The following is an 18,355-nucleotide window of genomic DNA, read 5'->3' as shown; positions in this document are numbered from 1 at the left end:
AGCGGGCGGACAGGCGGGGCTTTGCGGCTGGCGGCTGCTAAACTGCGGCCCTCGCACCACCGCCGCCATCGACCATGACCGCAGCCGCCCACGACCATCCCATCCAGGCCAACGCCGAGCGCCGCTACACCGTCTCGCGCAACGACCTGCCGTTGAGCTGCCCGTTGCCATCGATGGCGCTGTGGAACTCGCATCCGCGGGTCTACCTGCCGATCGAAGCCGAGCGCGAATGCGATTGCCCGTACTGCGGCGCCCATTTCGTCCTCGAAGACTGACCATCGCCTGGCCGCTGCCCGGATACCCGCGGCCATGCGCCGGCTGACCGTCGTCCAGCTGTTGCCGGCGATGGAGTCGGGCGGGGTCGAACGCTCCACCCTCGAAATCGCGCAGGCGCTGGTCGAAGCCGGCCATCGCGCCGTCGTGGTGTCCGCGGGCGGACGACTGGTGCAGCGGCTGCAGGCGCTCGGCGCCGAGCACGTGGAACTCGACATCGGCCGCAAGTCGCTGGCCACGTTTGCCCGGGTGCGTCCGCTGCGCGCGCTGCTGCAACGCGAGCATGCCGATATCGTCCACGTGCGTTCGCGGCTGCCGGCCTGGGTCGGCGTGGTGGCCCTGCGCGGCATGGACGCGTCCGTGCGTCCGCGGCTTGTCAGCACCGTGCATGGGCTCAATTCGCCGTCGCGCTACAGCGCGGTGATGACCCGCGGCGAACGCGTGGTCTGCGTGTCCGGCACCGTGCGCGATTACGTGCTGCGCCACTACCCCTCGACCGATCCGGTCAAGCTGCGGGTGATTCCGCGCGGGATCGACCCGCTCGCGTTTCCACCCGCGCCGGTGCCGGATCGCGATGCGCGTGCGTGGGCCGTTGACCTGCACCCGGCGTTGGCTGGCGACGGCCCATTGCTGCTGTTGCCCGGCCGCGGCACCCGCCTGAAGGGCCACGCCGACGCGCTGGAACTGCTTGCGCGCCTGCGCGGCGATGGCGTGGATGCGCGCCTGTGGCTGCCGGGTGCACGCGAGGCCGGCCGGGAGTCCTATATCGCCGAACTCGAAGCACGTGCCCGTGCGCTTGCTGTCGCCGATGCCGTGGCGTTCACTCCGCCGACGGACCGGATCGCCCGCGCCTATGCCGCCAGCGACCTGGTGCTGCAACTGTCGCGCAAGCCCGAAGCCTTCGGCCGCACCGTGGTCGAGGCGCTGTCGTGCGCGCGGCCGGTACTGGGCTGGGCCCACGGCGGGGTCGGCGAACTGTTGCGCGAGTTGCAACCCGATGGCGCGATTGCACCCTTCGACCCGGACGCACTGCATGCCGGTGCCCGGGCATTGCTTGCGCGTCCGGCGGTGTCAGCCGGTACGATGCCTGCACTGTCCGACTACACCCTGCGCGCGATGCAGCGCGCCACCCTGGCCGTCTATGCCGAACTCATCGACTGATTCGCCTGCACTGCCGTCGCCTGGCCACGATCACGATCACGGCCCGGTCCGCGGCTGGCGCTGGGCGCCGGCCTGGATCCTCGCCTATGTCGCGCTGTGGCCCGCCCCGGGCTACGCCGAAGGTATCCTGGTGCTGGGCGCGTTGCTGGCGATCGTCAAACTGGTCTCCTCGCGTTTCAGCGGCGGCAGCCAGTTGCTGAGCCACCAGGCCTGGGCACTGACCAGCGTGCTGTTCTTCGCCTACTGGCTGCCCGAACTGGTGTCGGCCTTCGATGCGGTCGATCCGCCCAGGGCCCTGCGCGAGGCCGCGGTCGACCTGCGCTATCTGCCGTTCCTGTGGCTGGCGGCGTCGGCGGTGGCCAACGGCCGGGGACGCCGCACCACGTTCGGCGGACTGGCGGTGATCCTCGGGATCTGGACGGTCGATGCGCTGCTGCAGGCGCTGACCGGCACCAGTCCGTTGTTCTTCGGGATCGACTCGATCAAGCAGGTGATCAGCGGCCACGGCATGTGCACGGCCGAGGAGGTCGCGGGCGCCGACCGCCTCAGCGGCATCCTCGGGCCATGCAACCTGAAACTCGGAATCGTGATTGCGAGCCTGTCGCCGTTCGCGCTCTACGCGGCCGGGCGTCGGTTCGGCAGTGTCGGCTGGCTCGTCGCCGCGGCCGCGGTTGGCGTGGTCGTGGTGCTGGCCGGCTCGCGCGCGTCCTGGGTCACCTACGCACTGGTGCTGGTGCTGTCGGGTTGGCGGGTGCTGGGCTGGAAGAAGCTGGTCGCGGTGTTCGGCTTCGGCGCGGTGATGCTGGTGGTGCTGGCCTACGCCTCGCACGATGTCCGCGACCGCCTGGTCCGTACCACCCACGTACTCGCGGCCAACGAGGAAGGCGTCGACCGGGCGTTGTCGGGACGCAGCAGGATCTGGGGCGCGGCGCTGTGCATGGCCGGGCGGCACCCGGTCAACGGCGTGGGCGCGCGTGGCTTCCGCGAGGCGTTCCCGGCCTGCGACCCGCAGCGCGGCGAGGTCGCGCAATGGGGCGAGGGGCCGGCGTTCCATGCCCACCAGATCGTGCTGGAGGTACTCAGCGAAACCGGTGGTTTCGGGCTGCTGCTGTGGCTGATGGGTGCCGCGCTGGCCTGGCGCGCGTGGCGCTTCGCCAGTGCGGTCGCCCGCGAACGCGCACGGCCGGCGATGCTGGCGCTGGTGGTGACGGTGTTCCCGCTCAACACCCACCTGGCGTTCTACTCGACGTTCTGGGGCGGGCTGACGTTGTTGCTGGCGGCGCTGTATGCCGGCAGCCTGCTGGCGGGGCGTGCGACCGAGCCGCCAGCGGCGGCCTGAGCCGGCTCAGCGGTACGGCGATTCCAGCCCCGGCGGGCGTCGCTTGAAGCGACGGTGGATCCACAGGTACTGGCTCGGCGCCTCGCGCACCATCGCCTCGATCGCGGCATTGACCCGGGTGCTGTCGCTTTGCGCATCGGTGGACGGAAAGTCCGGCAGCGGCTCACCCAGCCGCAGTACGTAGTCGGCGCCTTCGCGGCGATGGAAGAACGGCACCACCGCGCAGCCCGACAGCCGGGCGAACTGGTGGGTCGCGGTGATCGTCGCCGCCGGCACCCCGAAGAACGGTGCGAACACGGTGTCCTTGCCGCGCATGTCCTGGTCGGGCGCGTACCACAGGATGCCGCCGCGCTTGAGATGACGCATCGCCCCGCGCAACTCGTCGTTGGCGAACATCGCGGTGGCATAGCGCAGCCGCCCGCGCATCACCGCCCACTCCATCACCGGGCTGCGGTGGCGGCGGTACATGCCGGCCAGCGGCAGCTCGTCGCACATCAGGCGTCCGCACATCTCCAGGGTCATGAAGTGGCCCGAAACCAGCAGCACGCCGCGCCCGCCGTCGAGGATGTCCCGGACCCGCTCGACCCCTTCGATCCGCACCGTGCGACGCATCGGCGCGACCGATCCCCACCACGCCCGCGCGAACTCGAACAGGCCGATGCCGAAGTCACGGAAGCTCCCGCGCAGCAATGCCTCGCGGGCAGCCTCGTCCATTTCCGGAAAACACAACGCGAGGTTGATCCGTGCCGCGCGCCGCCGCGCCCCGGCCAGGCGCATCGCCAGTGCACCGATGCCAGCACCCAGCGCGCGTTGAAGCGACCACGGCAACCGCGCGCCGAGCCACATCAGGCCGAGCGCCATCCAGGTCGGCCAGTGGCGCGGGCCCCGTGGCGGAGCGGGCAGGTCGGAAGGGGGCGGATTCGACATGCGGGTGATTCTATCGCCGCCGCGCCTGCGCCCGGTGGTGCGCGTCGTTCGCTATCCTTGGCAGGATGCGGACGGACATGATCGAGCGCCTGTTGCGCGGCCTGTACTCGGCCGCGCTGTACCTGTTGGTGCCGGTCACGGTCTATCACCTGATCTGGCGGGGCTTCCGCCAACCGGCCTATTTCCAGCGGTGGCACGAGCGTTACGCCCGCTACCGCACCGCATCCTATGGGCGGACGCTGTGGCTGCACGCGGTGTCGGTCGGTGAGGTCAATGCGGCGGTGCCGCTGGTCAACGCGCTCAGGCGCGGGCGTCCGGACCTGCGCCTGCTGGTCACCACCATCACCCCGACCGGCTCGGAGCGCGTACGCGCACTGTGGCGCCATGAGGAAGTCGAGCACGTCTACCTGCCGTACGACCTTCCCGGCGCGGTCGGCCGCTTCCTCGACCATTACCGGCCCCATGCGGGATTGATCATGGAAACCGAGCTGTGGCCGAACCTGCTGTTCGGCTGCCGCGACCGCGCAATTCCGACGCTGATCCTCAACGCGCGGCTGTCGGAGCGCTCGCTGCGTGGCTACCGGGTGCTGGCGCCGCTGATTGGCAGGGCCTTGCGCACGGTGCGCACGGTCGCGGCGCAGTCACTCGCGGACGGGATGCGTTTCGTGCGTCTCGGAGCCCGTGCGCAACAGGTGGTCGAGACCGGCAACCTGAAGTTCGACGTGGCCGTGCCGGAGACGCTGGAAACCTTCGCCGGCGGGTTCCGCGCCGATTGCGGCCAGCGGCCGGTGTGGATTGCCGCCAGCACCCACGAGGACGAGGAAGCCGCGGTCATCGGCATCCACCGGCACCTGCGTGCGCGCTTCCCCGACCTGTTGCTGCTGTGGGCGCCGCGCCATCCGGAGCGCTTCAGGCTGGTCGCCGAACACGCGCGGTCGGCGGGCTGGTCGGTGTCGACGCGTTCGCGCGGCCGCCGGCCAGGCGCCGGTGATGCGGTGTTCGTGATCGACACGCTGGGCGAGCTGATGAACTTCTATGCCTGCGCCGATGTCGCGTTCGTCGGCGGCAGCCTGCAGCCGGTCGGAGGGCACAACCTGCTGGAGCCGGCGGCGGCGGGAACCGCGATCGTCACCGGCCCGCACCTGCACAATTTTTCCGAGATATCGCGCCGACTCGATGACGCGGGCGCATTGCGAATCCGCGCCGATGCCGGCGAGGTCGAACTGGAACTGGCGCGCCTGCTGGATGACCCGCAGGCGCGCGAAGCGATGGCCGAGGCCGGCCGGGTGCTGGTCGAAACCGGCCGCGGCGCGCTGGCGCAGACGCTGGTGCTGTTGCAGGCGGTGTTGCCGTCGGCGAGCGGGAAGGGCCCCGCGTCGGAACCCCTGTAGGAGCGACGTGAGTCGCGATCGGGCAACCGGTTTCGCGAGCCGATTTTCCGATCGCGACTCACGTCGCTCCTACAGAGAAGTCCGAAACAACGCGCGCTGTTACTGCCGGATTTCCGACTGCACCTGAGCGTCCGCGTCGACGGTCAGCAGGCGGTTGATGTCCTGCACGTCGGCGATGTCGAGGGTGCCGGCGGCCTGCTCCAGCGTCAGGCGCTGCTGCAGGTAGTTGTAGCGGGCCAGCGCATAGGCCTGCTGCGCGGTGAACAGGTTGTTCTGGTTGTTCAGCACGTCGAGCACGGTGCGGGTGCCGACCTCCAGTCCGACCTGCGAGGCGTCGTAGGCGGCCTGGGCGGAGACCAGCGCGAGGCGACGTGCCTCGACCTCGCTGATGCCGGCGACCAGGGTCTCGTAGGCGTTGCGGGTGTTGCGCTCGAGCGCGCGCTTCTGCTGTTCCAGTTCGTCGGTGGCGATGTCGCGCTGGGCGATCGCCTGCCGCACGCGCGACTGGGTGGTGCCGCCGGAGAAGATCGGCACGTTGAGGGTGATGCCGATTTCAGGGCCGCGGCTCTCGCTCTCGATCGGGCTGGTGACCGATTCGGGCAGGTCGCTGCTGCTGAAGGTGCGGTCGCCGGTGGTCTTGCCCTTGCTGTAGCCACCGCTGAGGTAAAGCGTCGGCAGGTGCGCGGCCTGCGCGGTGCGGACATCGGCCTGGGCCGATTCGACCTGGAGCTGCTTGGCCTGCAGCGCCGGATTGGTCTCGAACGCGGTCTGCACCCACGAATCCACGCCCTCGCTGACCGGCAGCTGCGGCTGGAAGTCCGCCGGCAGCCCCTTGACGTTGTTGACCGGCGTGCCGGTGATTTCGGCCAGCGCCTGGTAGGCATCGGCGACCCGGGTGCGCGCAAGGATGGTGTTGGCGCGCGCGCTGTCGTACTGGGCGCGGGCCTCGTGGACGTCGGTGATCGGCGCCAGGCCGACCTCCAGTCGCTTGGAGGCGAAGTCGAACTGCTTCTGCAACGCGGTCTCGGCGGCTTCCGCGGCGGCCAGCGTTTCCAGTTCGACCAGCACATTGAAGTACGCGGCCGAAGTGCGGGTGATCAGGTTGTCGCCTGCGGCCTCGAGCTGGAAGTCGCTGGCGCGGCTCAATGCCTTCTGGCTGCGCAGCGCGGTGAAACGCGACATGTCGAACAGCATCTGGGTACCGTTGATGCCGACGCTGCGGGTGGTGGTCTCGCTTTCGATGTCGCCGGTGAACTGCACCGGCTCGCCCGACGTCGGATCGAACTGGGTCTGGGTCGCCGGACCTTCGCTGCGCGAGCGCCGGATACTGGCGCTGCCGTCGATCTGCGGCAGCATCTGCGCGCGCGCCTGCACCGCGCCTTCGCGGGTGAACAGACGGCCTGATTCAGCCGCGGCGAACTGCGGGTCGCCGGCGCGGGCCAGCTCGTAGGTCTGCAACAGGTCTTCCGCGGCGGCGGTGGCCGGCAGCAGGACGAAGGCGAGGGCGAGAACGAGGCGGCGGCGAATCATGCTGTGTCCTTTGGGGGTTTCTCAGAACTCGAAGACGGGCTGGGGCGCCGCGCCGGCGAGATAGGGGAGGTCGGTCTCGAACAGTGATTCGATGCGCGGCTGGCCGGCATCGTTGTGCAGCAGTACCGCTTCCATTGCCGGCGAGCGGCCACGGATGACGAACATGCGTCCGCCCGGTTGCAGCCATTCGACGAACTTCGCCGGGATGCTGTCGACCGCAGCGGTCACGCAGATCGCGCTGAAGCGGCGATCGGTGTCGTAGGCAAACGCGTCGGCATGGATCACGTTGACGTTGCCCAGGTGCTGGGCGTCGAGCTGGTGGCGGGCGGCGTCGGCCAGGTCGGCGTGCTGCTCCAGGCTGACCACGTCGCGCGCCAGCCGCGCCAGGCAGGCGGTCAGGTAGCCGCTGCCGGTGCCGATCTCGAGCACGTCGTCGCCGGCATCGAGCGCCAGCGCCTGCAGGGTGCGGCCCTCGACCACCGGCTTCATCATGCGCTCGCCGTGCGGCAGCGGCAGTGCCATGTCGGTGTAGGCCAGCGCGCGGTGGGCGGCGGGCACGAACTCCTCGCGCGGCAGCGTGGCGATCACGTCGAGCACCCGGGGGTCGAGTACGTCCCAGGGCCGAACCTGTTGTTCGACCATCAGTTCACGGGCGTTGGCGTAATCGATCGTGCTCATTGCAGGGTCTCAGTCTCGCGGTGGACCGCCAATTGTACCGGCGCCGGGCGCCGCTGGCCGCTTGATGCGGCCGCGACAGGATCGCCGTTCGGGTCGCGCGGCCCTGAGTGCCAGAAGTAACCGCGACCGCGGTCAGGGGTCATCGCGAGCTCCGCGGGGCTCCGTTCCGATCGGTGGCGTAGGCGCGCAGGAACATGTCGACCGAAGCGGCCAGGTGCGCCTCGATGTCGGCCGGGTCGACGTCGCCGCAGCCGAACACCAGCATCGCGTGCGGCTCGCCCTTGAGCAGCACGCAGAACTGGGTGGCGGCGCGATGGATCGCCTCGGGGCGGGGCTCGATATCCAGTTCGCCGGACGCGATGCGCCGTTCCAGCAGCGTGGCGAACGCGTTCTGTACGCGATCCGGCCCGGCCTCCCAGAACAGCCGCGACAGTGGCGTGCCGGCCAGTTGCGGCGTGCACAGCATGCGGTGGCCGGCAATCGCCTCGGGGCTGGTGATCATGCCGTAGAACGCCCGGGCGACGGCCAGCAGGCGTTCGCGCAACGGGATGTCCGGGCGGGCCTCGAACAGCGACGGCGGCAGGCCGGTTTCGCAGTGGGACTTCACCGCGGCGCCGAACAGCGTTTCCTTGTCGCCGAAGTGGCTGTAGACGGTGAGCTTGGAGACCCCGGCCTCGGCCGCGATCTGGTCCATGCTGGCGCCGTCGAAGCCGAGCCGGGTGAACATCCGCTTGGCCGCTTCGAGGATCGCCGCGCGCTTGCCCAGGTCCTTCGGCCGCCCGGGTCCGGCGGCCCGGGCTGGGGTCGACTGGGCCGGGGCCGGCTTGGCGGGGGCGGCCGGCTTGGCGGCGGGACGGTCGCGAGAGGGTCGGGCGGTCATCATTCAATACTAGACTAATCGGTTTGTTATTTATACAGTACCGCCTGGTCCATTAATTGAGCCGCAATCGATCGGTTGCGGTCGCCCTGCCAACCTCCCCCAGAGACGTCCGACCATGCGCAGTCGTGTCCGCAATGCCCGCTCCGCGCCCCGGCTGATGCCGGCGTTGATGATCGTTGCCAGCCTGCTGCTCGCGGCCTGTGCCGGCGACGAGGCCACGGTCGAGTCCGCCCGTCCGGTGCTGGTGACCCGGCCGCAGGCGGCGGTCGACGGCTTCAGTTCATTGGCCGGCGAGATCCGCGCCCGCGAGGAAAGCCCGTTGTCGTTCCGGGTCGGCGGCAAGCTGGTCGAGCGGCGGGTCGACGTCGGCGACCACGTCAAGCAGGGCGACGTGCTGGCAACGCTCGATGCCGGCGACCTGCAGGCCCGCGCCCGCGCCGCCCGCGCGCAACTGGCCGCGGCCGAAGCCGAACTCGGCCGCGCCCGCGCCGACCGCGCCCGGTTCGCGACCCTCGCCGAGCAGCAACTGGTCAGCCGCTCGACGATGGACGCGCAAAACGCCGCCACGGTTGCCGCCGAAGGCCAGGTCAAGGCCGCCCGCGCCGAACTCGAGGTCGCCGGCAACCAGGCCGGCTACAGCGAGTTGCGGGCGCCGGCCGATGGGGTGATCGCCGCGCGCCAGGCCGAGGCCGGACAGGTGGTCGGCGCCGGCCAGCCGGTTTTCACGCTGGCCGCCGACGGTCGCCGCGAGGTCGGGTTCGCGGTGCCCGAGGGCGCGATCGATGCGGTCAAGCCGGGCCAGGCGGTGCGCGTCGAGCTCTGGTCCGATCCCGGCAAGCGCTGGCCCGGCATCGTGCGCGAGATCGCGCCGCTGGCCGACGCGGCGTCGCGCACGTTCGCCGCGCGGGCCACGGTCGAGGCGCCGGCCGGCGCGCTCGACCTCGGCCAGAGCGCGCGGGTCTATTTCGCCAGCGCCAACGACGCCGCGCTCAGCGTGCCGCTGTCGGCGCTGCAGCGCACCGGCGAGGACGGCGTCGCGGTATTCGTGGTCGATCCCGAGACCTCGACCCTGGAACTGCAGCCGATCCGGATCGGTCCCTACGGCAGCGAGCGCGCGCCGGTGATCGATGGCCTCGCCTCCGACGCCTGGGTGGTGGGCGCCGGCGGCCACCTGCTGCGCGAAGGCCAGCAGGTCACCCCGGTCGATCGCGACAACCGCCGCGTCACCGCCGAACGGGGCAAGCCCGCCGAGCCCGTCGCCGCGCCGGCGACCACTGCCGACGAAGGCTGAGCCATGCGCTTCAATCTTTCCGAAGCCGCGTTGCGCCACCGCAGCCTGGTAGTCTACGCGATGCTGGTGCTGGCGATCGCCGGTGCGATGTCGTACTTCAAGCTCGGCCGCAGCGAGGACCCGGAGTTCACCTTCAAGGTGATGGTGATCCACACCCTGTGGCCGGGTGCGACCGCCGAGCAGGTCGGCCGCCAGGTCACCGACCGGATCGAGCAGAAGCTCATGGAGACCGGCGAGTACGACTTCATCCGCTCGTACTCGCGGCCGGGCGAGTCGCAGGTGATCTTCGCCGCGAACGACGCGATGCGCTCCGACGAGATTCCCGAGCTGTTCTACCAGGTGCGCAAGAAGGTCGGCGACCTGCGGCCGGAGTTGCCGCGCGACATCGTCGGGCCGTTCTTCAACGACGAGTTCGGCGACACCTTCGGCAACATCTACGCGCTGACCGGCGAGGGCTTCGACTACGCGGTGCTGAAGGACTACGCCGAGCGCGTGCAACTCGCCCTGCAACAGGTGCCCGATGTCGGCAAGATCGAGCTGTTCGGGGTGCAGGACGAGAAGATCTGGATCGAGCTGTCCAACACCAAGCTGGCGACCCTCGGGGTGCCGGCGTCGGCGGTGAAGGACGCGCTCGACCAGCAGAACGCGATGGTGCCGGCGGGCTTCTTCGAGACCCCGAGCAGCCGGGTGCCGCTGCGGATCAGCGGCCAGTTCAGGACGGTCGAGCAGATCCGCGACTTCCCGATCCGGGTCGGCGACCGTACGTTCCGGCTCGGCGACGTTGCCCAGGTCCATCGCGGCTTCGCCGACCCGCCGGGGCCGGGCATGCGCTTCATGGGCGACAACGCGATCGGCATCGGCGTGTCGATGCGCGACGGTGGCGACATCCTCGAACTGGGCGAGACGCTGGAGGCGAAGTTCGCCGAATTGCAGCAGACCCTGCCGGCCGGGATGACCCTCGGCAAGGTGTCCGACCAGCCGGCCGCGGTCGAGGAATCGGTCAACGAGTTCGTCAAGGTGCTGACCGAGGCGGTGGTGATCGTGCTGCTGGTCAGCTTCCTGTCGCTGGGCCTGCGCACCGGGCTGGTGGTGGCGCTGTCGATCCCGCTGGTGCTGGCGATGACCTTCACCGTGATGCAGCTGTTCGGGGTCGGCCTGCACAAGATTTCGCTGGGCGCACTGGTGCTGTCGCTGGGGCTGCTGGTCGACGACGCGATCATCGCGGTCGAGATGATGGTGATCAAGATGGAGCAGGGTTTCGACCGCCTGCGCGCGGCGGCGTTCGCCTGGGATTCCACCGCGTTCCCGATGCTGACCGGCACCCTGATCACCGCTGCCGGCTTCCTGCCGATCGCGACCGCGGCGTCGAGCACCGGCGAGTACACCCGGTCGCTGTTCCAGGTGGTGACGATCGCGTTGCTGGTGTCGTGGGTCGCGGCGGTGGTGTTCATCCCGTACCTCGGCGACAAGCTGCTGCCCGACCACGGTCATTCGGCCGCGCTCAAGCCAGGTTCAATCGCCGCGCGCTGGCATGCGCAGCGGTTGCGCTGGGCCGACCGCTTCCCCGCATTCGCCGACTTCATCGCCCCGGCGCCGCACGACGGCCATGCCCACGATCCGTACGGCACCCGCTTCTACCAGCGCTTCCGGGCGTGGCTGGTGTGGTGCGTGCGTCGGCGCTGGCTGGTGATCGGCCTGACCATCGCCGGCTTCGTCGCCTCCCTGATGCTGTTCCGGTTCGTGCCGCAGCAGTTCTTCCCCGACTCGGTGCGGCCGGAACTCATGGTCGACATGGAACTGGCCGAAGGCAGCTCGCTGAAGGCGACCCAGGCCCAGGTCGAGCGGCTGGAGAAGCTGCTGGAACAACGCGACGACCTGGTCAACTACACCGCCTACGTCGGCACCGGCTCGCCGCGCTTCTACCTGCCGCTGGACCAGCAGCTGCCGGCGGCCAACTTCGCCCAGTTCGTGCTGATGCCCGAGGACATCGAGGCGCGCGAAGAAGTGCGCAGCTGGATGATCGAGGAGATCGTGCCGCAGTTCCCCGAACTGCAGCTGCGCGTGACCCGGCTCGAGAACGGCCCGCCGGTCGGCTACCCGGTGCAGTTCCGGGTGTCGGGCGAGCACATCGACCAGGTCCGCGAAATCGCCTATCAGGTCCGGGAAAAGATCCGCGGGAACGGCCACGTCGCCAATGTAAATCTCGACTGGGATGAGCCGGGCAAGGTCGTGCGCCTGCAGCTCGACCAGACCCGCGCGCGGGCGCTCGGGATCAGTTCGGCGCAACTGGCGCAGGTGCTCGGCGGCTCGCTGTCGGGCAACCAGGTCAGCGTCTATCGCGAAGGCGACGAGCTGATCGAGATGATGCTGCGCGGCGCCGACGACGAGCGCGCGCGGCTCGACCAGCTCGGCAGCCTGATGGTCCCGACCGCCAGCGGCCAAAGCGTGCCGCTGGGGCAGATCGCGACGCTGGAGTACGGCTTCGAGGAAGGCATCATCTGGCACCGCGACCGCAAGCCGACGATGACCGTGCGCGCCGACATCTACGACGGCACCCAGCCGGCGACGGTGATGGCGCAGATCTCGCCGACACTCGATGACATCCGCGCCGGGCTGCCGTTCGGCTACTCGGTCGAGATCGGCGGCAGCGTCGAGGATTCCAGTCGCGGCCAGGCTTCGATCGCCGCCGGCGTGCCGCTGTTCCTGCTGGTGGTGTTCACCCTGCTGATGCTGCAACTGCGCAGTTTCTCGCGCAGCATCATGGTGCTGCTGACCGCGCCGCTGGGGCTGATCGGCGTGACCCTGTTCCTGCTGGTGTTCCGGGTGCCGTTCGGCTTCGTGGCGATGCTCGGCACGATCGCACTGGCCGGCATGATCATGCGCAACTCGGTGATCCTGGTCGACCAGATCGAGCAGGACCGCAACGATGGGCGCGAGACCTGGGAGGCCATCGTCGAAGCGACCGTGCGTCGCTTCCGGCCGATCCTGCTGACCGCGCTGGCGGCGATCCTGGCGATGATCCCGCTGTCGCGCAGCGCGTTCTTCGGGCCGATGGCGGTGGCGATCATGGGTGGTCTGCTGGTGGCGACCGTGCTGACCCTGTTCTTCCTGCCGGCGCTGTACGCGGCGTGGTTCCGGGTCCGGGTGCCGGCCGGGACGTAGTCGCCCGGGCTAGTCGTCGGCGCCCCACGGCGCCGGCGGTGGCGCAACCGGCCGGGCCAGGTCGAACCGCACCCGGAACAGCCGGCCGCCGGGCCGCGACAGTTCGTAGACGAAGGCCTCGCCCGGCTCGATCTCCATTGCCCAGGTGTTGGTGTTGGACGCTGTCATGTCGGCCGTGGTGAACATCGCGACGGACTCCGCATCGACCGGGAACTCCTGCCGCGTCGCGGTGCCGGCGCCAGTCGTGTCGCCGCCGTACATCGTGACCGCGTCGTCGCTGCCGTCGGCGTGGCGGTGGTCGTGCTTGAGCCGCAGGCCGGCGTCGGTGCGGGTCAGCACCCAGGTGCGCGAGCGGTCGTCGCCGACGTGGAACGGAATGCGGATTTCATTGGCGTCGCATTCGCGCACGTGCATCACCAGCGGCTTGCCGGCGAACGGATCGGCGCCGGTCGGCGCCGGCGTGTCGGCGACCACCGTGCCGGCGAAGGCCTGGCCACACAATGTCGCGATGTCGGCCATGAAGGCATCGGCCGGGATGCTGCTGGCCACGGTCGGGGTTGTGGCGGTGTCGATGGCGGTCTCGACCGGTGCGCGCGAGCCGCTGTCACAAGCGGCAACCGCGAGGACAACGGCGGCGAGGACAGCGGGGACGAGGACTGGCAGGCGCAGGTGATTGTTCATCCGCGCACCGTAGCCGCCCGCGGCGGGCCGGGCAATCATGCGTCGACGCCCCGCAACAGATGCTCGCGGAGCGCCGCGTAGTCCGCCGCCAGCGCCTGCGCATGGGCTGGCTGCGCCAGCGCGGTGGCCAATGCCGCCGGCGGCTCGACCGCATGCCCGACCAGCGGCTCGACGACGCCCTCGAACTTGGCCGGGTGCGCGGTGGCGACCACGGCCCAGTTGCCGGCGTCACCGCCGGCGCGCAATCGCTCCAGCACCCGCAGGCCGACCGCGGTGTGCGGGCACGGAACCACGCCGTGTCGCTGCGGTGCGCCGGCAATGGTGTCGCGGATCGCGGCGTCGTCGACCCGGAACGCGCGCAACCCGGCGCGCAGTCCGGCATCGTCCGGGTGCCACCAGCGCAGCCGTTCGAAGTTGCTCGGCGCGCCGACATCCATCGCGTTGGCGAGCGTCGCTTCGGTAGCGCGCGGCGCGTAGTCCCCACCGTCCAGGTAGCGCGGCAGCGCGTCGTTGGCGTTGCAGGCCAGCACGATCGCGCCGATCGGCAGGCCCATGCGTCGCGCCAGCCAGCAGGCGAGGGCGTTGCCGAGGTTGCCGGTCGGCACGATGAAGTCCAGCGGCATGCCGCGACGGGTGTGGAAGTCGAGCGCCGCATGCGCGTAGTACGCGATCTGCGGCAGCAGCCGCCCCAGGCTGATGCTGTTGGCCGAGGTCAGCGCCAGCCGCTCGCGCAAGGACGCATCGACCAGCGCCTGCTTCACCAGCCGCTGGCAATCGTCGAAGCTGCCATCCACCCGCATCGCCTGCACGTTGTCGCCAAAGCTGCCGAGCACGTGCGCCTGCCGCGGCGACACGCGGCCGTCGGGGTACAGCACGAGCACGCGGAAACCGGGGCGGCGGTGGAACGCGGCGGCGACCGCGGCGCCGGTATCGCCGGAGGTGGCGACCAGGACGGTGGTGGTCGGATCCGCGGGCCTGCGCAGCCGCGCCAGTGTTCCGGCGAGGAAGCGCGCGGCGTAATCCTTGAACGCCGCGGTCGGACCGTGGAACAACTCCAGCAGGTAGTCGTCGGTTCCGTCCAGTGCGCGCAGCGGCGCGGGGAAGTCGAACGCCGCCTCGCACAGTTGCGGCAGATGCCCGAGCAGGTCCGAGCCGGCGAAGTACGGCGCCAGCACCTGCTGCGCGGTCTGCGCCAGGGTCGCCTGCGGGCGCGCCAGCTCGACGACCGGGACGCGTTGGGGCACGTACAGCCCTCCATCGGGGGCGAGGCCGGCGGCCATCGCGACCTCCAGCGACACCGGCGCGATGCCGCCGCGGGTGCTGACGTAGTTCATCCGACCACCTCCGCGCGCGGCCCGTTGACCGGCGACACCCAGGCCGTGCTGTGCAGGTCCGCCTGCGCGAACGCCGCCTGCATGTCCCGCGACGCGGCCTCGGCGCGTTCGCGCTCGGCGAACCAGCCGAACACCGTCGGCCCGGCGCCGGAGATGCTCGCACCGAGGGCGCCGTGCGACAGCGCGGCATCGCGCACCGCGGCAAAGCCGGGAATCAGTGCGGCCCGGCGCGGCTCGACCAGCACGTCGCGCAGGCCTTCGCCGATCAGCGCCTGGTCGCCGCGGGCCAGGCCGCTCAGGAACAGCGCGAGGTGCTCGCTCTGCCGCACGAAGTCGGCCAGCGGATACGGCGCCGCCAAGGCCTCGCGCGCGCGCCGGGTTTCGAGCACGAACGCCGGATGCACCACCGCGCAGAACAGCGGGGGTGCGGCCAGCGCGATCATTCGCGTCGGTGTCGCCAGTACCACGCCGCCGAGCAGCATCGGCGCGACGTTGTCGCCGTGCACGCTGCCGCTGGCGACCGCCTCGCCGACCAGCGCCAACGGGTACAGCTCATCACGCGTGAGCGGCGCATCCAGGACCGCGTTGGCCGCCACCAGCGCCGCCACGCACGACGCCGCCGAACCGCCCAGCCCGGAACCGAGCGCGATGCCCTTGTGCAACCGCAACTCGAACCCGTGGGCGATGCCGTGGCGTTGCCGCAACTCGATCAACGCGCGTCCGGCGGTATTGCGTTCGGCCTGCAACGGCAACTGCTTGGCGCCGGCGACCTCGCCCTCGATCGCGACGATGCGCACCTCGGGCGTGTCGATGCGGCGCACCGTGGCGCGGTCGCCCGGGCCTTCGATGGTGTGGCCGAGCAGGTCGAAACCGACCCCGATGTTGCCGACGCTGGCCGGCGCGAATGCGGTGACGGCCGCGCCAGCGGCACGGTTGCGCGTGATGTCCGTATCGATGTCGTTCAAAACCTGCCTCCCAGTGATTGCGCGATCGCAAGTACGTCGCCGAACACGCCGGCGGCGGTGACCTCGGGCCCCGCACCGGGACCCTGCACCACCAGCGGATTATCCGCGTAGCGGCGGGTACGGAACTGGGTGAGGTTGTCGGTCAGGCGACTGTGCATGCTGGCGTGGCCGGGCGCAGGTGCGACCACGCCGACCCGCGCGCGGCCGGTACCATCGCAGTCGAGGCTGGCGAGATGCCGCAACGACCGGCCCTCCGCCCGCGCCGCCTGCAGCCGTTGCAGCAACGGCGCGTCGAGTTCGTGCAGCCGCGCGAGGAATTCGTCCAGCCCCACCTCGCGCAGATCCGGCGGCACCAGGTTGTCGATCTCGACATCCTCCAGCGACAGGTCGCCGCCGGCTTCGCGGGCGAGGATCACCAGCTTGCGCGCCACGTCGATGCCCGACAGGTCCTCGCGCGGGTCCGGTTCGGTGTAACCCAGCGCGTGGGCTTCGCGCAGCAGGTCGGAGAACGGCACGCTGCCGTCGAAGCGGTTGAACAGCCAGGCCAGGGTGCCCGACAGCACGCCTTCCATCGACAGCAGTTCGTCGCCGGTGTCGAGCAGCGATCGCAGCGTCTGGATCACCGGCAGGCCGGCGCCGACGCTGGCCTCGTAACGGAACTGGCCGCCATCGCGCGATGCCGCGCGGATCGCCCGGTAACGTTGCATGTCGCCGCTGCCCGCGTGCTTGCCCGGCGTCACCACGTGGATGCCCGCCGCCAGCCACTGCGGATAATGCGCGGCGACCGCATCGCTGCCGCTGCAGTCGATGATCACCGCGTGGGGCAGGTGTTCGGCGCGCACGTGGGCGGTGAAGCGATCGAGATCGAGCGGTTCGGCCCCGGCCATGCCGGCCGCCTGCGACGGATCGAGCTGGCGCTCGGCCAGCACCATGCCGCGGCTGTTGCACACCGCGCGCAACCGCAGGTCGAGGCGTTTCTCCAGCTGCGGGTCACTGGCGAAACGCGGCGCCGCGGCGGCCAGTTGCGCGAGCAGCGCGCGACCGACGTTGCCCGGCCCGACCAGTCCGATCGACAGGGTCCGTGGCGACAGCCAGAACGCCGTGTGCGCCGCCCGCAACGCACGCGTCGCATCGTCGGCGGCGATCGCCACGGAGATGTTGCGTTCGCTCGCGCCCTGCGCGATGGCGCGGATATTGATCCGTGCGCGCGCCAGCCCCGCGAACAGGCGCGCGGCCACGCCCCGGGTGCCGACCATGCCGTCGCCGACCGCGGCGAGTATCGCGATGCCGGTGGTGGCGGTCACGCCTTCGACCTGGCCCTCGGCGATCGCGCCGGCAAATGCCGCCGCCGCAACCGTGCGTGCGCGCTCGACCTCGCAGTCCGGCACCACGCAGCAGATCGAGTGCTCCGATGAACCCTGCGAAATCATCGTCACCGAAATGGCGGCATCGCGCAGGGCGGCGAACAGCCGTTCCGCGGTGCCGGGTACCCCGGCCAGGCCGGTGCCGGCCAGCTCCAGGATCGCGCAGCCTTCGGCCAGGCTGAGGCCCTTGACCGGCGATGTAGCGCAAGTCGCCCTCGTGTCATCGCCGGGCCCTGTCGCGACCTCCTGCGCAGCGGTGATCCAGGTGCCGACGGCGTGTGGATCCCGCGAGTTGCGGATGCGGACCGGCATGCCGAGCTGCATGACCGGTACCAGCGTCTGCGGGTGCAGCACCTTGGCGCCGAAGTAGGCCAGTTCGCAGGCTTCGGCATAGGACAGCCGCGGCAGCGACACGGCATCGGGCACGCGCCGCGGGTCGGCGCTGAGCACGCCGTCGACATCGGTCCAGATCGTCAGTTCGCTGGACTCGAACAGCCGGGCGAAGATCGCGGCGGAATGATCGCTGCCATTGCGACCGAGCGTGGTCGCGCGGCCCTGTGCGTCGCGGGCGACGAAGCCGGTGATCACCACGCCTTGTGCGGAAGCCGGCGACGGTTGGCGGGCCTGCCAGGCTGCGAGGTGGTCGCGGGTCCCGTTCCAGTCGACGAGGATGCCCGGTTCGCCCTGGTGCACCACCAGCACTTCGCGCGCGTCCAGGCAGTGCCAGCCGGCCGGCTCGGCACCCAGGGCGGCGTGCATGATGCGGGCGGACCAGACTTCGCCCAGGCCGTGTATGCGCGAGGCGAGCGCGCTGTCGAAGTGCGCCTGCCTGCACGCGTGCTCCAACTCCAGTCGCAGGGCGTCGAACTGCGAGGCCAGCCAGTCGTGCAGGTCCCGGTTGGTGGCGGCAAGCGCCTCGGCGGTCCGCAGGTGGCGCTCGCGCAGCGCGTCCCAGCCGGGTATCCAGTCCCTGCCGGGATGGACGGAATCACTGACGGCGCACCCGGCCAGCGCGACCAGTGCATCGGTCACGCCCTGCATTGCGGACACCACGACGATCTGCGGGCCAATCGGGTCCAGCAACCCGATCGCCCGGCGGAAGTGCTTCGCGTCAGCGAGGCTGCTGCCGCCGAACTTGTGGGCGGGACAACCCGATGCAGGCATGGGCTGGTCGAGTGGAACGGGAGAAAGAGGGAATGACATTGCAAGGCTCCTGTTGAGCCCCGCCCCACCGGCTGCGGACACTCCGCACCCGGGTCGGGTGCGGAGCGTGGTCCGGGTTCAGTCCGACACGCGCATCCGCTCCCGCCACCAGGTGGTGGTGCGAGTGGTAATCGTGCCGGTGTGGGTGGGATGTCGGTAGGGATTCATTGTCGTGG

General features: G+C 70.4%; 14 protein-coding genes. 6 read left to right on the top strand and 8 right to left on the bottom strand.

The features are described 5' to 3' along the window. Positions 1–74 precede the first annotated feature (74 nt). Genes ACT9AS_RS14260 through ACT9AS_RS14250 form a run of 3 tightly spaced genes read left to right on the top strand, consistent with a single transcriptional unit; the run spans position 75 to position 2,773 of the window. Positions 75–275 carry a zinc-finger domain-containing protein gene (locus tag ACT9AS_RS14260; RefSeq protein ID WP_445100826.1) on the top strand — a complete coding sequence of 67 codons (201 nt, stop codon included), beginning with the start codon at positions 75–77 and terminating at the stop codon, positions 273–275. 34 nt (positions 276–309) lie between these two features. Beyond that, positions 310–1,434: a glycosyltransferase gene (locus ACT9AS_RS14255; RefSeq protein ID WP_445100825.1), complete on the top strand. Its 1,125-nt coding sequence runs from the start codon at positions 310–312 to the stop codon at positions 1,432–1,434. After that, positions 1,415–2,773, top strand: coding sequence for an O-antigen ligase family protein (locus ACT9AS_RS14250; RefSeq protein WP_445100824.1), 1,359 nt, complete (start codon positions 1,415–1,417; stop codon positions 2,771–2,773). The genes ACT9AS_RS14255 and ACT9AS_RS14250 overlap by 20 nt, the downstream gene beginning before the upstream one ends. A gap of 6 nt (positions 2,774–2,779) precedes the next feature. Here the strand turns inward: ACT9AS_RS14250 and lpxL are convergent, their stop codons facing one another. Continuing rightward, complete coding sequence (lpxL, locus tag ACT9AS_RS14245; RefSeq protein WP_445100823.1) at positions 2,780–3,700, bottom strand: LpxL/LpxP family Kdo(2)-lipid IV(A) lauroyl/palmitoleoyl acyltransferase; 921 nt, start codon at positions 3,698–3,700, stop codon at positions 2,780–2,782. Positions 3,701–3,765: 65 nt separating this feature from the next. Here lpxL and waaA point away from each other — a divergent pair, with 65 nt between their 5' ends. After that, positions 3,766–5,091 carry a lipid IV(A) 3-deoxy-D-manno-octulosonic acid transferase gene (waaA, locus tag ACT9AS_RS14240; protein WP_445100822.1) on the top strand — a complete coding sequence of 442 codons (1,326 nt, stop codon included), beginning with the start codon at positions 3,766–3,768 and terminating at the stop codon, positions 5,089–5,091. Positions 5,092–5,190: 99 nt separating this feature from the next. Here waaA and ACT9AS_RS14235 read toward each other — a convergent pair whose 3' ends face one another. The 3 genes from ACT9AS_RS14235 to ACT9AS_RS14225 all read right to left on the bottom strand — a co-directional run bounded on the left by ACT9AS_RS14235 (position 5,191) and on the right by ACT9AS_RS14225 (position 8,179). Continuing rightward, positions 5,191–6,621: a TolC family outer membrane protein gene (locus ACT9AS_RS14235; RefSeq protein ID WP_445100821.1), complete on the bottom strand. Its 1,431-nt coding sequence runs from the start codon at positions 6,619–6,621 to the stop codon at positions 5,191–5,193. A gap of 21 nt (positions 6,622–6,642) precedes the next feature. Next, positions 6,643–7,299 carry an rRNA adenine N-6-methyltransferase family protein gene (locus ACT9AS_RS14230; protein ID WP_445100820.1) on the bottom strand — a complete coding sequence of 219 codons (657 nt, stop codon included), beginning with the start codon at positions 7,297–7,299 and terminating at the stop codon, positions 6,643–6,645. A 139-nt stretch (positions 7,300–7,438) separates the two neighbouring features. Continuing rightward, positions 7,439–8,179: a TetR/AcrR family transcriptional regulator C-terminal domain-containing protein gene (locus ACT9AS_RS14225; protein ID WP_445100819.1), complete on the bottom strand. Its 741-nt coding sequence runs from the start codon at positions 8,177–8,179 to the stop codon at positions 7,439–7,441. Positions 8,180–8,294: 115 nt separating this feature from the next. Here ACT9AS_RS14225 and ACT9AS_RS14220 point away from each other — a divergent pair, with 115 nt between their 5' ends. Beyond that, complete coding sequence (locus tag ACT9AS_RS14220) at positions 8,295–9,470, top strand: efflux RND transporter periplasmic adaptor subunit (protein WP_445100818.1); 1,176 nt, start codon at positions 8,295–8,297, stop codon at positions 9,468–9,470. A gap of 3 nt (positions 9,471–9,473) precedes the next feature. Further along, on the top strand, positions 9,474–12,632 hold the full coding sequence (locus ACT9AS_RS14215) for an efflux RND transporter permease subunit (RefSeq protein ID WP_445100817.1): 3,159 nt from the start codon (positions 9,474–9,476) through the stop codon (positions 12,630–12,632). Between the two features lie 9 nt (positions 12,633–12,641). Here the strand turns inward: ACT9AS_RS14215 and ACT9AS_RS14210 are convergent, their stop codons facing one another. From ACT9AS_RS14210 to thrA, 4 genes are read right to left on the bottom strand one after another with little or no spacing between them, the layout of a single operon-like run. Further along, on the bottom strand, positions 12,642–13,313 hold the full coding sequence (locus ACT9AS_RS14210) for a hypothetical protein (protein ID WP_445100816.1): 672 nt from the start codon (positions 13,311–13,313) through the stop codon (positions 12,642–12,644). A gap of 35 nt (positions 13,314–13,348) precedes the next feature. Next, positions 13,349–14,647, bottom strand: coding sequence for a threonine synthase (gene thrC / locus ACT9AS_RS14205; protein WP_445100815.1), 1,299 nt, complete (start codon positions 14,645–14,647; stop codon positions 13,349–13,351). Then, a complete protein-coding gene (locus tag ACT9AS_RS14200; RefSeq protein ID WP_445100814.1) occupies positions 14,644–15,612 on the bottom strand; it encodes a homoserine kinase in 969 nt (322 codons plus the stop codon). Before ACT9AS_RS14200 ends, thrC begins: the two co-directional genes overlap by 4 nt. Next, positions 15,609–18,179, bottom strand: coding sequence for a bifunctional aspartate kinase/homoserine dehydrogenase I (gene thrA / locus ACT9AS_RS14195; protein ID WP_445100813.1), 2,571 nt, complete (start codon positions 18,177–18,179; stop codon positions 15,609–15,611). The genes ACT9AS_RS14200 and thrA overlap by 4 nt, the downstream gene beginning before the upstream one ends. Positions 18,180–18,355: the final 176 nt, after the last annotated feature.

Source organism: Lysobacter sp. F60174L2, assembly GCF_052547135.1.
The sequence above is the reverse complement of the archived record's forward strand: the minus strand, read 5'-3'. Positions and strand labels throughout refer to the sequence as shown.